Below are 15,693 nucleotides of genomic sequence, written 5' to 3' on the forward strand. Positions count from 1 at the left end.
TTTTGTCGTTTAAGGAGTGAAGGACCTGCTCTTTTTGGGTAAGTTTAGAGTAACAGTTGAAATAATGGCTATTACTAGGGAAATATTTAGGTCACGTTGGAGCAGGCGAAGCAAACGGTATGGAAAAGCTGATAAAAGGTGACGGTGACAGAGGGGGGGGTGGAACTGGAGGAGCGTTGTCCGTCTATGTCTTCAGATTTCTACCACGAATACTGGTTTGAAATCAAGAAATCTGAAGACAAGAGCGGGCGGAAGTCCAAACATTCACCGCAGTTAGAGGGTGGATTAATTATACGAATGGGCTGGAGCAGCATTTAAAAAGATACGCAACAGCTCGTCCACCGCAGTGTCTAGACGGGAATGATTGTTAGCTGCAAGCCAATCCTCTTGCACGATGATGTAGCTGCAGGAGCTGCTTTTTAAATAGCTGTATATAATTTGTGCTTCGTCAATTTCATGGCGAGTAATTGCTGCCGGGGTCTGGTTAAGTTCACCGCAGAAAGTATCCATAATCGCTGATGTTATAACGGCTTGCAGGTAGGTAATATCCGGTTGAGCGTATTCGAGTTTAGTATGCGCCAGGATGCGATTGCCTTTGAGCAATATGAGTTTAAGCGTCTGTTCATCCATGGCTTCAAGGATCGCGATATTCTGATTCTCTGCAGCGAATTCGATAACCTTCTCTTTGTGATTCAGGAAGCTGATGGCTCCGATATAATCCCTGTATTTGGCGGCGGTTTCGAAGTCAAATTGCTCTGCAGCTTTAGTCATCTGTTGCTCCATCTCCACAAGGAGGCTGGAATCCGTTCCGTTTAGTAGGGCTATGACTTTATCAATGATAGTATTATATTGAACGGCAGCATCGCCGCCTGCACACATGCCTATGCATAAGCCAAGCGAATGGTTTAGGCATAATGATTTTTTGAAGCTTGGATTGCTGCAGAGGATTTTTGAGCTTTCCTTGATGCCTTGCACAGCTCTTTCCACGGTACTTCTGCTTGTGTAGGGACCCCAAATCTGGTTACCCTTTTGGACAGCAGGATCATAGGTTATATCTAATGTACGCATTTTATCATCCGTTCCTATTACGATATACGTATAAGCCTGTGGATTTTTCATTTTTCTATTGTACATGGGCTTTATTTCTTTAATTAATTTGCACTCCAGCATAAAAGCTTCGAATTCGGTATCTGTAAGGATAATATCCAAATCTTTAATATGGCGAACGAGCTGTTTTACCTTTGGGGAATGAGACTTCGAGTTTTGAAAATACGATTTTACTCTCCGTTTCAACTGCTTCGCCTTCCCCACATATATAATATGACCGAGGCCATCCTTCATGAGATATACGCCGGGAGTCAGGGGAAGGCTTTTAAGTTTTTCTGTTAAATGAATAGTAACCCCGCCCTCTCATAAGAGTTGTTTGACTGATAGTTTTAGTATAAGCCTGCAACCTTCATATGTTCAAATCAGTCTAAAGAGCGAGGGATCAAAAAAGAGGAGGGATCTTATGTACTTCGTAAGAAATATCGGTGGGCTCGCGCTGATAGCAGCTATGCTATGGCTTACAGCATGCAGAGGAACGCCGGAAGCGGGAACGGAACCGAAGGTGACCCCAGAACAGACGCAAATGCAGATGCCTGAGCAAACGCCAGAGCAGACACAAACTGCACAACCAGCGGCTACTACGGAGCCACTACAGGAGACGGAGCCATCAAGCACGGATCAGCCACTGGATCAGGAGGGACTTCCGCCAACTGTAGAGGAAGCTGCGACGACAGTCATAAGGTCTATTAAAAATAAGGATATGAAGCAATTAGCCGCATGGGTACATTCAGATAAAGGATTACGTTTTTCTCCATACGCATACGTAGATACGAAGAATGATCTTGTATTCAGCAAGGATGAAGTGGAAGGATTAATGAATGACTCTACCAAAAGAGTCTGGCGAACATTTGCTGGATCGGGTGATTTAATTGAGCTGACATTCGCAGATTACTACAAGCGGTTTGTCTACGATGCAGACTTCATTCAGACGGCCGAAATTGCTGTGAACAAGGGGCTTGGGCAAGGTACAACGATCAATAACTTGAACGAAGTGTATCCCAAGGAGCAATATGATTTCGTTGAATATCATATTACTGGCATCGATCCTTCTGTCGAAGGGATGGACTGGCGCAGCCTGCGTCTAGTTTTCGAGAAGATTGGAGAGGATCATGCACTAGTAGGCATTATTCACGATCAATGGACACCCTGAGAAGTAAGAAATTCTTATTAGTCCTTGGGTAGTTTAGAACATGGGGAAGAACCCAAAAAACGAAGGTGCCTCAGTAGCCATTTTACGGCTTTTGGGGCACCTTCGTTTGATTCGTTCCATAAGAATCGAGTCCGGAGCTTTTATTGCGTAGCGCTAGAGGTAGATCCGGATACCGATTTAGCGATCGCTTTATATCCCTCTGGCAGATAAGTGACAACAGATGCTTTTGAGATCACCTGTGCGTACATTTTTCCTGGATCAGGAGCAGTCACATTAAAATAAATCACTGCGGTCTTGTCTTTGCCAAATTCGATTCTCTCAATTACCAGACCATATCCCGGGTGCGGTAAGTTGTTAACGGTCAGCGTAGCTTTGTTTACCCCTTCACCCGCTTTGGTTAGTGTAACCTCAGTTTCGTAGGTTGGAGTAGTGGGGTTGCCATTAGACACAATTACGCGTTTGGCAAAAGCGGCTGCATCATAAGTCATAGCGGCTGCTTCCGAGCGGGTAATGGCATCATTTGGCCGGAAATTCCCGTTCTTATCGAGTGTGGCAATATGTGTATTCAGCAGGATTTGGAGACTATTTATAATCTCTGTAGAGAGCTTATCGCCATCCTTAATGTCTACATACATCAGCGTAACAGGGAAGTTCCCTTTACTTTGCAGTGCTTGCGTCAATAAGTGCGCGAACTGAGCACGGGTGATGGTTCCGTTAGGATCCACTGTCCGATCGAGTGAAAGACCATTTTGCTTGGCAGTCAGGAAGGCTGAAGCATACCAGGATTTGTCGTTCACCTTATCAAAATAATCACTAGCTTTGGATGAGCTGTTACCCGCCTCTGGCTTTGGAGACAGATTCAGACCACCAACGATGAACTGAATCCCTTGGGCAAAGCTTACTTTAGATTTAGGCGCGAACTTATCTTTGTCTACTCCATTTATAATCCCCTCTTTATGCAGGGAGTTAATTTTTGCTTCCGCAGGATCACCTTTCAAATCCGAAAACGCAAAAGCGGATGCTCCAAATGACAGGCTTGCCGCTAGAATACCGCAGGCTATCGTCATTTTTTTAGCGTTATTTATGAATAATGGTTTTTTCATTTGCGTCACCTCCATACTCTTAGATGGTAGATTAGACCAAAATGTTGCAGGTCATTTAAAATATTATAAAGATTCAAGTAAAACGTTATCCGCGAAGGAGTGACTCTGCACCATCTACATAGATCTCAGTTCCTGTGATATGGAAAGACTCATCCGAGGCGAGAAATAATACTAGATTGGCTACTTGTTCAGGTTTACCGGGCGCATCTTCCAGAGGATGATTGCCTTTCGGAAATTCCACAGGAATCTTCACCTCTTGAAGATCATCGCTCTTATCCGTATTATCTCCAATTTGAGTGTCAATCGATCCAGGACAGACCGCATTTACGCGGATACCGTATTGCGCCAGCTCTAACGCAGCCATTTTCATAAAAGCGACTTGTCCAGCCTTGGAAGAGGAGTACGCAGCAGCGCCGATGTTCGAGAACACTCGATTTCCGTTAATAGAGCTAGTGATAATGATGCTGCCGCCATTTTCTTTCATATGGGGGATAGCATATTTTACTGTGGCAAAGGTACTGCGTAGGTTGGTATCCAGCGTCTGGTCCCAATCTTCGATTTCTAGTGTTTCGATTGGAGCCCATGTACCATTAATGCCAGCATTCGCAAAAATAATATCAATCTTCCGAGCCTCATCCGCAATCTTACGAATACTTTCTTCGACAAGACCTGGATTGGAAACATCGCATTCGATAACTGTAGCTGTTCCTCCAATGGATTCAATTTCACGTTTAGTTTCATAGGATTCCTCAGGGGTGCGATCAAGCATATATACCTTAGCTCCGTGCTGAGCAAACCTTATGGCTGTAGCTTTTCCAATACCGGACCCTGCGCCTGTGACTACTGCAACTTTATTTTGCAAACGTTGATCTAACATGATGAATTTCCTCCTTGGCGTTAGACTTCTTACTTAGTAATTACATACCCGGCATAGCTGGATTTAACCAATTTAGCAGGAGGGTGGAACAACAAGGAGGGATGTATTACTATGAGACATAAGGATTTGTACAATATAAATTTAGATCAATCTAGCTCATGATAGGGGTACTATAGATGATTCAGAAGCAGGGAGCAGAACGGATTAATGTGGGGATATTTGCCCATGTGGATGCCGGCAAGACAACAACAACAGAGCATATTTTGTATGAAAGCGGTCGCATTCGAGCGCTCGGTAGCGTAGACAGTGGGACAGCATTGACGGATTCTATGGATGTGGAGCGGCAACGAGGAATATCCGTTCGGGCGGCATTAGCTTCTTTTGAATGGAAAGGTGTGCAGATCAACCTCGTTGATACACCAGGACACGTCGATTTTCTGTCAGAGGTTGAACGGTCTTTGCGAGTGATGGATTGTGCGGTGCTAATTTTGTCGGCGGTAGAAGGTGTGCAGGCTCAAAGTGAGATGATCTGGAACGCGCTGAGGAAGCTGGAAATACCGACGCTTATTTTTATGAACAAAATGGATCGTGTAGGTGCAGACCCTGAGGCTGTGCTGGCCCAAGTGAGAAATTATTTATCTAGTGATATCATTCCTGTTCAGCAACCGATAGGCAAAGAGCAGGAGTACATAGAAGCTATTGATTTATGGGGAAGCGATGCTGATCCTGCTGCACAGACAGAATTATTAGAGGCATTGGCTGAGCGGGATGAAGACCTGCTAGAGACGTATATGTCAGGTAGTTCGGTTGATCTTTCAGCTTGGAAAAAATATATGAAGACAGCTTCCGCTTCAGGACGCTTTTTCCCAATGGTTTATGGTGTTGCCGCCAAGGGGATTGGCATTACTGCATTGCTGGACGCGATGGTTGAGTATTTTCCGCGAGCTGGTGGCAATGTTGAGGGTCCGGTGTCCGGCATTGTCTACAATATTCAGCGTGATAAAAGCATGGGGCGAATGGCGTTTGTCCGCCTTTATGAAGGAACGATCCGTAACCGCGATACGGTAATGAACTACACGCAGGATATTCAGGGGAAAGTGACCCAGATCCGCAAGGTCGAGGGCGGTCGTACTGAGGATGTCGGAGCGCTTGAAGCGGGGGATATCGCTGTGATCTATGGTCTTTCGGGGGTGCGGATCGGAGATGTGCTTGGTCATCCGGGGGCAATTCCGGAGGAAGCGAAGCTGGCTGTACCTCTGCTAACGGTGCGCGTATTCTGGGAAACCGATATGGATGACCATAAGGTTATCGGAGCACTTCAAGAGCTGGCGGATGAAGATCCGCTCTTGGATGCACAGTGGCTGCAGGATGAGCGAGAGCTGCATATCAAAGTAATGGGACCTATTCAGCTGGAGATTCTGAATAGTGTTCTGGAGGAGCGGTATGCGCTGAAGGTTACCTTCGGTCAGCCTTCTGTTATCTATAAAGAAACGCCAGCCTCTGCTGGGGAAGGCTTTATCGCTTATACGATGCCGAAGCCGTGCTGGGCGATTCTACGGTTTCAGATTGAGCCCGGACCTCCTGGCAGTGGTTTAGTTTATGATTCGGTAGTGCGGAGTTCCGATCTGCTGCCACAATATCAGAGCGAGACCGCACGCCGTGTACCAGAAGCCTTGCAACAGGGCTTGTACGGCTGGGAGGTTACCGATCTTAAAGTGACTTTGATCGAGGGCCAGCATCACGTATGGCATACCCATCCGCTGGATTTTGCCGTAGCGACTCCAATGGGAATTATGGATGGACTCGCGCGGGTAGGCACTAAACTGCTGGAGCCGATTCTTCAGGTTCGCATCGTTGTCCCTGGGGAGAATGGCGGCCGAGTGATGAACGACCTCGTTCAGATGCGCGGCACGTTCGAACCGCCTGTGCTGCAAGGCGGGCGGATGATCATCGAAGGGCGTTTGCCACTGGCAACGTCGCTCGATTATCCGGTTACTTTAAGCTCCTACACGAAGGGGCGTAGCACGTTCACTTCTTTTTTTGCCGGCTATGAAGAATGTCCATCAGATGTATCGGCAGAGCGCACCCGCCGGGGTGTGAACCCGCTGGATCAGGCGAAATATATATTAAGCGTGCGGAAGGCGTTGCAGGGATAAGTGAGATAGAAGGAGAGAACCGGATGACGTCTCAAAAGGATGCTATCTGGTTCTTCTTATTTCCAGAATATAGGCTGGTGGATATAATGGGATAGTTCAGGGAGACTTGATTAGAATTAATACAGGGGGGAAATGAATTGAAGATCAGAGAAGCAACAGCTAGTGATATAGCCGGGATCGCTTTCGTCCACGCTACAAGTTGGAAAACCACGTATAAAGGACTAATATCAGACGAGTTTCTTGATAATTTCACAGTAGAAGCTAGAAGGTTGCGCTGGATTCAGAATTTTGAAAATCCCAATAAAGACGAGGTAATGTATGTTGCTGAAGATGAGGCAGGGATGATCATTGGCTTTGCAAATGGAGGGGCGCGAAGAGAGCCGGATCTCTACGATGCGGAGCTTTACGCACTTTATTTGCTTAAGGAACACCAAGGAAAAGGTCTAGGGAAGCAGCTCATAAGAAGTGTAGCACAGAATTTATTGAAGAAAAATTATAGCTCGTTCATGGCTTGGGTGCTGGTGGGCAATCCGGCGATTCATTTCTACCACAGCGTTGGGGGAGAGTCTATCTCAAGTATAGAAGTTAAGATAGGGAATGAATTATTAGAAGAAATAAAAATAGGATGGCAAGACATTAGAGGCATAGGGATTGATTAATGACTTTTCACGCAAAAAAAGACTCATAAGGGATAAAAAACGCATACCCCTTATGAGTCTCATAATGATTTATTTAATGTACGTACGGCTGACCAGAACATCTGCAATTACATCTGTGGGAATGATGAATTCTCTAACGCCCATGTAACCAGGAGCCACATCATATTTGTTAAAGGAAATAACCAGCTGGTACTTATCGTTGATATAGAAATCTTGATCTTTAGCTATATTTTCAAACTGATAAAACAGGTCTTCATTGGGTTCATCTGTTGAAATCCAATAGAACATCTCCTCATCTGCTTTCATTTGGGAGCGCATCTGTTCCTTAATATTTTCACTTATGATACGGATATATCGATCGTCCTTAAATAACATAGGCAGACTTAGCAGGATTTGATTCTTCTTGTCTATCGTATCGTGCTGCATTGTTGTTGACGATGAACCTACGGTATTTACCACGTATCTGCTAATAGCAAATAGCTCAGCATTGTCCGTTTTAACCTCAAAGCCTGTATCGACCCCTAAATGACCCTCTCCGGATTGCTTTAAAGACTCCATCTCTGCTTGAAACTCATCATATAGTTTTTTGTTTTCTTCGAGATATTTTTCATTCAGAGTCGATTCCAGCTCTTTATTCTCTAGGTTAGTAATGATGGGGACCTTTATGTCTGCATTATAGGTCTGCTCATCCACTTTGTATTCTCTAAAAGTTAGCACTTTAACAATACTGTCTACACCAGGTATAGCAGAGAAGGCATTGGCAATGTTAACATTGACATTGATCCCAATCACGAAAAATAGGGCTGCCGCACAAACTCCAGATATCCACTGGTAACGTATTCTTCTTATCTTCCTTTTCTTTAATGCTTTACTTACAACGAAATCTAATTCCTCAGGAATAGGGAGTTTGTTATAATCTTCTATAATTTTTTTGATTTGGTTATCCATTCTAATTGATCTCCTTTGAGGATTCTTCCTGCATGTTGACTCTTAATAACTGGAGTGCTTGATATAGCCTAGTCTTTACTGTATTGACGTTTTCATTTAATACTTCCGCAACTTCCTCGATCTTTAAATCTTCGATATATCTAAGGACGATGACATTTCGATACTTAAGGGGTAGATCATCCAGCGATCTTTCTAAATCAATATCTGGATACACGTCTACCGCACCAGGGATAAAAAAGTCGAGTGCTTCATCATCTACTGGTTGAACTCTTTTATGTTTCCTCAGAAAATCCAGAGAGGTAGTTACTACGATTCTAAACAACCAACTCTTTACGGATTCTGGGTTCTTTAGCAACCCTATAGAGGAGAGAGCTTTATAAATCGAATCCTGAACAACATCTAATGCATCCTCTTTGTTCTTCACATAGCTGTAAGCTAGACGGTATATGTTCTCCTTGTTATCTGTAATACAAAGAGTGAGTAATTTCTCTTTATTCCTCTTAAGCATATTCGTAAAACCCTTCTCTTTTTATATTGCGTAGCTTTAGTATGTTAGATTACTATCCTCATTAATTCTCCTTTTGTAGGGCTTTAGCTACAAGTGCGGCATAGGATTTGGCACCTTCGCGTTTTAGATGAACGCCATCCTCATAGAAGTAAGAATCCTTTCCTTCGCTTGAGGAATGCCAGTCTACAACCATAGCATTGGGGAATTCTAAAGCCCCTTTCTTAAGCAAAGTATTCACAGTATTTTGCCATTTTTTCGGTACACGTGTGTTTACCAGTATGACTTGCTGAACATCTTCAAGTGAAATAAGTAATTTCCGCAATTGATTGGAGTTAAAAGCTCCGTTCGTACCTAGATTAATGATCACTCGAGTGCCAAGTTTCCCCTTCGTCCTAAGCTTATCGACCACTTCTTGTGCCTGTGACATCTGCCTGCCTACCTTACCATCGATAACAATGCCTGGCAGAAGTTCTTGTAGATAAGGAGCAGCATCGAGGATTACGGAATCACCTATCGCAGTAACACCTTTACCTGCTTCTTCTACCTGAGGCTGAGGTTCTGGCTTCTTTGGTGGATCTACTGGTACAGGTACAGGCACAGGCACAGGTGTTGGTACACTTTGAGGGGGCACTAGTGTGACATTATGTTCATTCTTATCGGGATTAGTAATAGTGCCTGTATTCGGATCTGCGGATATCTTGGTATCCAAGTTGCTACTGCAGGATATGGATAATATGATTAACGGGACTGCAATAAAGATGAATAAGGGTCGAATCTTGAATTGCAGACGAATACTTAATTTCGTACACCATCTTCCTAATAAACCTTGACGAATAGGTTCTTCGATATATTTCCACGATAGTGAGGCTAATAGGAGGCTAACTCCCAGCTGAAAAAGAACACGGAAACCATCGAACCCACCTGTATCTACTGTAGGATTAGTTAGAATGATGACTGGATAATGCCATATGTAAATACTATAGGAACGTACGCCAATCCAACGCAAGGGCTTGCAACCCATGATTTTAGCTAGTCGGCTCGCAGGATGTGCGAGTACAGCTATTACAATTGCGGAAAGGATCGACACTAGAACCAAGCCGCCATAATAAAGAAATTGTCCGTACTCATTCGTCCGCCAAATCATAAGAATGAGGGTGATTAATCCGGTTGCACCACTGAAGTCAAGGATATAGCGAGATCTGCGTGAAATCTTATCGGTCAAATTTTGACTCGGCCATGCTAGAGCGAGAGCGGCTCCAATCAGTAGAGCAAAAGCTCGGGTATCAGTACCATAATAGACTCGGCTTGGGTCAACTCCAGGTTGATAGATTAGCGCCATAGCAAGTGCCGAAAGGAATGCCCCTGTTAGACACATCACAATGAGTTTACCTCGCTGAGGTGCAAGGCGAAACCCTACAATAATAACCAATGGCCAAATGAAGTAGAACTGTTCCTCAATAGCGAGCGACCACAAATGACCTATAGGAGAAGGTGGTCCAAAGCTCTCGAAATAAGATACATCGTGAAAAATAAGCCACCAGTTATTGAAGTATAACGTAGAAGATAGAAAGTCCCCTTGTAATGCTGCTAATCTTGAACGATCGAACAACAGAAGCCACATAGCAGTGAAAAAAAGCATGACAAACATAGCAGGCAATAGCCGTCGCGCTCGTCTGATCCAGAAATCTTTAAGGTCGAACCGTCGGTCTTGCTTCCACCTTTGGATGATTTGATCCGTGATCAGATATCCAGACAGAACGAAGAATATTCCGACCCCTATAAGTCCTCCTGGAGCCCAATTGAGGTCGAGATGATACGCAATAACTGCGATCACAGAGAGTGCTCGAAGTCCATCTAATCCCGCCATACGCCTTCTAGTCGTAGAATTGTCAGATTCTAAAGAGTTAGTCGGTGGTGTAACCTTGATTTCTTTCATGGTAGTTCATTCCTTCGTCATCAGTTGTCTTATGTCAGCAAGACGTATGACTAACTTAAAAAAGTTCTTAACTTCTCTTGGTAAATAAAGGAGTGACCATGAATGGATCAGAAATCGGTACACAAGTGCCTATGAATTTAAAAAGGCATTCTAGAACAAAAAATCATTCTGGAATGCCATTAGCCTAATTAGCCGTTCATAATTTCCACACGTAAAATATCGGTAACCATTTTAACCGGAACGTATATCGTATCGTTCTTTAGGATAGGAGCAGTACCTAAAGTGACAGGTGCCATTTTGGCAAAAAAGTAAGAATCTTTACCTAAGGTAACATTTGTCCACTGTGCACCTTTCTTCAGCTCAGCTGAGCGCGACGTTTGATTCCACTTGATTTCATATCCTAAACGATTCGCCACATCTCGTAATGACACCATTGAAACCCCATTAGCATTCTTAAATGTAGCTATTGTACTTAAATCGAGCTTCGGGTTGTTCGTAATATGGGTACTGAAACGAAATTCAGGAGTTCCCATGGCGCCTGGAGCAATACTATATTTAGGGAAGAGGATGACAACCTCACCATTTTCAATATAAAAACCTTGTTCTTCGTCGATTCCTTTGAAATCCTCAATAAAATAGTTCTCAGGTTCCTCATTGATCTTCGCAAGGATACCGGCATTCAACTTTTCCTTAAAGTCGTTTCCAAAGAAATCTGACAAGGCAATCCGCTGAGCTTGTTTCGTATTAAATACATTGTATGTATCTACACGAGGCATACCTGTTCCACCAGTTTCACCTTGAGAAGTAACAATAAGTGAGATCATTCCAGAAGGGTTATCCGATCCATTTTCTTTTAATTCATAAATAATGTATAGCTCATATGGACGATACTCGAATCCAGCCTTTTTAGCGTCTGCTGCTGCTTCAGTTGCATCCTTTTCCCAAAGAGCAAGGTCTTTCTGCGCTTTAGAGAGAATGATACTGTTGATTTCTTCCTGAGCCTTTGTGTCCAACATACCTACGATCTGTGGCACTTTAATATTTGTATTCAGAAGCTCCGTTGAAGATGTGAGAATTACTTCTTTGATTTGGATCCCAGTGTTATTGATGGTGGAAATCGGTACAGCTGAAATCGGGGCATTGATGGCGGGCTTAGTCGTGTTCACTGCATCAGCAAAAGCAGTGCCATTCATTGGTAACATGCCAGCGCTTATTCCCACAACCGTTAATCCGACTACACCAAGCTTCAATACGTTAAAAGGGCTCTTTTTCATTGTTTGTTCACGCTCCATTTAGTTGTAATAAGTGTGTTATTAGCGCACTTACTAGCAAGACGTATTAGGAGTGTTGAAAAGTTTTGGGGGGATAAATGTTGATCGAAATTCGTCATCCCGCAAGAGTTCCTTTAATAGTCACTCCGAACCCTTTTCAGCCTTCTTCCGTGCCCGGAACCGCCTCACCTTCATGAGGTTGCCACAAGCTTTATCATCGCAGTACCGTTTGGAGCGGTTGCGTGTATCGTCGTAATAGACCCAGAGGCAATCGGGATTCTCGCAGATACGGAATCTTGAGGGTTCTTTTTCAAGCAAAGCCTCCGCGAAAGACGCCGCTATCTCCGCCATCACCTGCTCCCAACCGCTATGTAGTGGCAATAATGAAATCTCCGCTTGCTCGGCACTTTTCCATACCATTCGCCGCGTAACAGGACCCTTGTCCATAAAGATATTGAGCTGCTTCAGCATTTCTCCATCCATCGATTTTCCTTGTACAATAGCCTGTACCCAGTCCCATAGTAGGGATCGAAGCTTCTTTAGCTGTTCCAGTTCTATCGTATTCGGCAGCTGTGTTTCTAACAGAGCATGCTTCTTCAGCCATTTCGCAATCCACTCCGGATCTTCGAGTTCATCCCGATCCTTGTTCTTATCTCCTGTTCGCCAATCCCGCCAGTAACTATTAATGAAATCCTCCCACAACACGTCCTGTTCATCCTTTCCGCACAACCCTCGATTACAACGATTGTAACAGTTAAAATTGTGATTAGCTAGTTACTTGATTGAACGCTGGAAATATGCTACATTTCTTGTGTAACCACTATATAATGGTTTAAGTAGTTACATAAATCAGTTAGTATTAGGAGGTTGAACATGCAAAATAAAATCAGTGAGGTTCTGCTGCAAAATTGGGATTATTGCATGGATATCGAGGATTGGGCCCCGCCGTTAAGTGATGCACTGGAAGGTGTGGACAGTAAACAGGCACTTTGGAAGCCAGAGGGGAGTACAGTCAATTCCATCTGGGAGACGGTTAACCATCTAACATATTATAAGGTGCGTTTGCTGCGAAAGTTAAAAGGGTTGCCCAAACAACCTGATGCTGAAAGCAACGATGATACCTTCACAGTAACAACGGAAGGGGAAGAAGCATGGGCGAAGGCCGTTGCAGACCTGAAGGACGTGCACGCTGCTCTTAGAGAAATCATTGAGGCGTTGGAAGAAGGCGCATATGATTGGGGGGGTTCGGGTCATGCCCCAGGGGAAGAGGTAATGAGTCTTATCCTGCATGATTCATACCACACCGGACAAATTATTATGCTTCGTAAACTGCAAGGCTCCTGGGTTTCCAACCGTAGTTTTAATTAGAACCTCTACAATAAAAATATAAGCCACACTCCACTGTACTGGTTTACCTGGTGCAGCTGTCGTGTGGCTTTTCTTTATTTTAACCTTTTGGGGTGCTTCGATATTGAGTCGGCGAGCCCGATAGCACTAGAGATTTCTTTAATATGTAGATCGGTTAATGCCAGCAGTTGACTGGCACGCTGCATTTTGAGGCGCAGATGGAATTCAATCGGGGGAACCCCGGCTTCTTGATTAAATAGATAAATTAGATGCTGCTTCGATAACCCCATATGTTTCGCTACATCCGGGAGTGAAATGGAGCTGTTGATTCGCGAAAGAACGATTTGAAGAAGCGTTGCACTTGGAGTCGAACCATCAGGGAGCTCGAATTCACAAGGCGATGTGCTTGGAATCGTAAAAGAAAAAAAGCAGTTTCATGATGCCGGATAATAACTGGTTCGATTTGGAATTGTGTTTCAACTCTGAAAGCCCCGGGTTAATGGAGACTATCTACCAGCCTATATTCGAAAGGAGAGATTGATGATGGAACCGGGCTATAAAGATAGAAGCGTTGAAGTGGAGCATACAGAGGTGCAACGAAAATCGGATTCCAGTGTTGTCGCATCTACCTTTATTAAATATGCTGCTTATATTATTATTTTTTTCGGAGCACTTTTCTTTTTGGTCAGATATGTATTCCCTATGTTCTAATTCGGATTCCAACGAATCCTATACAAAAATCCATCCCCTGTAAGTAGCGGGATGGATTTTTGAATTTAACGAATCCTATAAATTTCTCTGGATGGAATCAGGTGATTCCGCAGAATTACGATAAAAGAACCAGCACTCGTTCAGCAGCTTGATCTGACGGCGGTCTTTTTTGTAATAGGCTTTCATCAGTTGATGGCAGAGCCACTGTGGCAAGGGTATCACTCCTCTAACTGCTTACGTAAGTTAGCATATGGAGAAATGAGCCTAAAGGTGACGATTTACAGAATGCTTTCTGCTTCCTCTTCGTACCACTGCTCTAATTGAGCTTGCAGCGCCCGAATCTCGGTCAGCAGGGAGATGAGAGGATAGTTCTTTTGCTCCTGAACAGAGGCAAAGGCCTGTTCCAATCTATTGATATAATCCAGACCGGACTCCAGGGAGTAATCTTCGCGAAGCAGATCCAATGAATCACACTCAGCAATGGCTAAGGGCAGATCCGGTACATTATCGGCTGTCAGCTTGTCGATTTCTTTGTTTAGACGTAAATTGAGCGCACTTAGCTGGTACGCATATTCCTCGGGCATTTCCACGAATTGCAATTCTTGATGTTGCTGCAAAATTACATACCGCATTTTCGGCATTGGTCATTCTCCCTCCGTACTTGTCTTCCTTCTTGACAGTTTAGCCTATGCACAAGTTACAATTCAAGTAGAGATCTTAATTCCCGTGGAAAGGACTTGTGATAGAACGCTATGGAAACGATGAGCAACGAAGAGCTGCAGCTGTGGATTGAGCAGGTATCACGGGACAGCTTTGGCGTACCCTTTAGGCATAAGGCAAGCTTTAACAGCCGATTATCTTCAACAGGCGGTCGATATTTTACCAAGAGCCATAATATAGAGATTAATCCCCATCAGCTTGCTATGTTCGGTAGAGAAGAGACGGAGAAGATTATAAAACACGAGCTCTGCCATTATCATCTGCATTTGGCGAAGCGAGGGTATATGCATCGTGACACTGATTTCAAAAGACTGCTGGCACAAGTCGGCGGGAGCCGCTATTGTCAGACATTGCCGGGTGCGAAAGCTCGAAAGTCACTCCCTTACCGGTACAAGCTGATCTGTACAGCATGTGCTATGGAGTATCCGCGTAAGCGAAAAGTGGACCCCAAGCGCTACCGCTGCGGCAAATGTTCGGGTAAGCTGAAGCTGCTAGCGCTGGAAGTCCAGTAAGTAGAACAGCATGTTATTTTATAACCAGACCCATCAATCCAACAAAGGAAACAGCTTGCTGAGGTGAAATGATACATCCCTCCAAATCTTGTATATCCACGATCAAGCCACTAAACTCGCAGTCACTAAGATCGATCCCGTTAAGTTTTGATCCTGATAATGTGGCTTGATCAATATTACATTCGCTGAAGCTGACTTTCTGGAAATTCGATTGGTAGTAATCAGAGCTCATCAATGAACTATTCTCAAAAGCAACCTGCTTCAGATTAGCCATTCGAAATGTTGCGAAATCCCCGATACAATCTACCACGCGAACATTCTGGAACCTGCCTCTTGTGAAGTCCGTACCGATGAGCTTGCAGTTCCTGAATTCGGTTCGATGAACAATTGCATTCGTAAAATCCACATTGGATAAATCGCATCGCTCAAAAATTACATCCATCAGTTCAATCCCAGTTAAGGACGACTCGATAATCGTAACATTTTTAAAAACCACTTGATCAAAGCTGACTTTATTCGCCTCTTGATTATCAATAACTGTATCGCTTATGCTGCAACGACTGAATTCATCTTTGGTTTGCAGTGAGTATATTTGCTCAGGGAGTAGAGCGTCTGGATCTGATATTTTTGGTGAATCCATTTTGAATTTCATAAGTACCTCCATTTAATGAATGCTCGTTTCTATTTA

General features: G+C 43.9%; 18 protein-coding genes. 6 read left to right on the forward strand and 12 right to left on the reverse strand.

Annotation, left to right across the window (positions count from 1 at the left end; genetic code table 11):
• Positions 1-285 precede the first annotated feature (285 nt).
• Positions 286-1,341, reverse strand: a complete 1,056-nt coding sequence (locus tag ACWNM1_RS17160) for a UvrB/UvrC motif-containing protein (RefSeq protein WP_449601863.1) — start codon at positions 1,339-1,341, stop codon at positions 286-288.
• 169 nt (positions 1,342-1,510) lie between these two features.
• Between ACWNM1_RS17160 and ACWNM1_RS17165 the strand changes: the two genes are divergently transcribed.
• Positions 1,511-2,257, forward strand: coding sequence for a hypothetical protein (locus ACWNM1_RS17165; RefSeq protein WP_449601864.1), 747 nt, complete (start codon positions 1,511-1,513; stop codon positions 2,255-2,257).
• Between the two features lie 140 nt (positions 2,258-2,397).
• Here the strand turns inward: ACWNM1_RS17165 and ACWNM1_RS17170 are convergent, their stop codons facing one another.
• A complete protein-coding gene (locus ACWNM1_RS17170) occupies positions 2,398-3,360 on the reverse strand; it encodes an S-layer homology domain-containing protein (RefSeq protein ID WP_449601865.1) in 963 nt (320 codons plus the stop codon).
• Between the two features lie 85 nt (positions 3,361-3,445).
• Positions 3,446-4,237: an SDR family oxidoreductase gene (locus ACWNM1_RS17175; protein ID WP_449601866.1), complete on the reverse strand. Its 792-nt coding sequence runs from the start codon at positions 4,235-4,237 to the stop codon at positions 3,446-3,448.
• Between the two features lie 176 nt (positions 4,238-4,413).
• On the opposite strand from ACWNM1_RS17175, the gene ACWNM1_RS17180 reads away from it, so the two are divergent.
• A complete protein-coding gene (locus ACWNM1_RS17180) occupies positions 4,414-6,393 on the forward strand; it encodes a GTP-binding protein (protein WP_449601868.1) in 1,980 nt (659 codons plus the stop codon).
• A 137-nt stretch (positions 6,394-6,530) separates the two neighbouring features.
• Positions 6,531-7,052, forward strand: coding sequence for an N-acetyltransferase family protein (locus ACWNM1_RS17185; protein WP_449601870.1), 522 nt, complete (start codon positions 6,531-6,533; stop codon positions 7,050-7,052).
• A 69-nt stretch (positions 7,053-7,121) separates the two neighbouring features.
• On the opposite strand, the gene ACWNM1_RS17190 is transcribed toward ACWNM1_RS17185, so the two are convergent.
• The 5 genes from ACWNM1_RS17190 to ACWNM1_RS17210 all read right to left on the reverse strand — a co-directional run bounded on the left by ACWNM1_RS17190 (position 7,122) and on the right by ACWNM1_RS17210 (position 12,420).
• Entirely contained in the window at positions 7,122-8,000 is an 879-nt protein-coding gene (locus ACWNM1_RS17190; RefSeq protein WP_449601872.1) for a DUF3298 domain-containing protein, read from the reverse strand.
• 1 nt (position 8,001) lies between these two features.
• Positions 8,002-8,508, reverse strand: a complete 507-nt coding sequence (locus tag ACWNM1_RS17195; protein ID WP_042124760.1) for an RNA polymerase sigma factor — start codon at positions 8,506-8,508, stop codon at positions 8,002-8,004.
• Between the two features lie 61 nt (positions 8,509-8,569).
• The gene (locus ACWNM1_RS17200; protein WP_449601873.1) at positions 8,570-10,444 is read right to left on the reverse strand and encodes an acyltransferase family protein; all 1,875 of its coding nucleotides are present in this window, start codon (positions 10,442-10,444) and stop codon (positions 8,570-8,572) included.
• Positions 10,445-10,632: 188 nt separating this feature from the next.
• On the reverse strand, positions 10,633-11,718 hold the full coding sequence (locus tag ACWNM1_RS17205; RefSeq protein WP_449601874.1) for a stalk domain-containing protein: 1,086 nt from the start codon (positions 11,716-11,718) through the stop codon (positions 10,633-10,635).
• Positions 11,719-11,856: 138 nt separating this feature from the next.
• Positions 11,857-12,420 (reverse strand): CGNR zinc finger domain-containing protein, encoded by a 564-nt coding sequence (locus tag ACWNM1_RS17210; protein ID WP_449601875.1) that lies wholly within the window; start codon positions 12,418-12,420, stop codon positions 11,857-11,859.
• Positions 12,421-12,588: 168 nt separating this feature from the next.
• On the opposite strand from ACWNM1_RS17210, the gene ACWNM1_RS17215 reads away from it, so the two are divergent.
• Positions 12,589-13,083 (forward strand): DinB family protein, encoded by a 495-nt coding sequence (locus ACWNM1_RS17215; protein WP_188114522.1) that lies wholly within the window; start codon positions 12,589-12,591, stop codon positions 13,081-13,083.
• Positions 13,084-13,157: 74 nt separating this feature from the next.
• Here ACWNM1_RS17215 and ACWNM1_RS17220 read toward each other — a convergent pair whose 3' ends face one another.
• Positions 13,158-13,352, reverse strand: coding sequence for a helix-turn-helix domain-containing protein (locus ACWNM1_RS17220; RefSeq protein ID WP_449601877.1), 195 nt, complete (start codon positions 13,350-13,352; stop codon positions 13,158-13,160).
• 250 nt (positions 13,353-13,602) lie between these two features.
• Between ACWNM1_RS17220 and ACWNM1_RS17225 the strand changes: the two genes are divergently transcribed.
• Positions 13,603-13,773, forward strand: coding sequence for a hypothetical protein (locus ACWNM1_RS17225; protein WP_156113060.1), 171 nt, complete (start codon positions 13,603-13,605; stop codon positions 13,771-13,773).
• 75 nt (positions 13,774-13,848) lie between these two features.
• On the opposite strand, the gene cmpA is transcribed toward ACWNM1_RS17225, so the two are convergent.
• Positions 13,849-13,986 (reverse strand): cortex morphogenetic protein CmpA, encoded by a 138-nt coding sequence (cmpA, locus tag ACWNM1_RS17230; RefSeq protein ID WP_094874036.1) that lies wholly within the window; start codon positions 13,984-13,986, stop codon positions 13,849-13,851.
• A 65-nt stretch (positions 13,987-14,051) separates the two neighbouring features.
• Positions 14,052-14,414 carry a hypothetical protein gene (locus ACWNM1_RS17235; protein ID WP_042124766.1) on the reverse strand — a complete coding sequence of 121 codons (363 nt, stop codon included), beginning with the start codon at positions 14,412-14,414 and terminating at the stop codon, positions 14,052-14,054.
• Positions 14,415-14,534: 120 nt separating this feature from the next.
• Here ACWNM1_RS17235 and ACWNM1_RS17240 point away from each other — a divergent pair, with 120 nt between their 5' ends.
• On the forward strand, positions 14,535-15,005 hold the full coding sequence (locus ACWNM1_RS17240) for a SprT family protein (RefSeq protein WP_081382729.1): 471 nt from the start codon (positions 14,535-14,537) through the stop codon (positions 15,003-15,005).
• A 13-nt stretch (positions 15,006-15,018) separates the two neighbouring features.
• On the opposite strand, the gene ACWNM1_RS17245 is transcribed toward ACWNM1_RS17240, so the two are convergent.
• A complete protein-coding gene (locus ACWNM1_RS17245; RefSeq protein ID WP_042185508.1) occupies positions 15,019-15,657 on the reverse strand; it encodes a pentapeptide repeat-containing protein in 639 nt (212 codons plus the stop codon).
• Positions 15,658-15,693: the final 36 nt, after the last annotated feature.

The sequence above is a fragment of the Paenibacillus sp. Marseille-Q9583 genome (genome assembly GCF_976954365.1).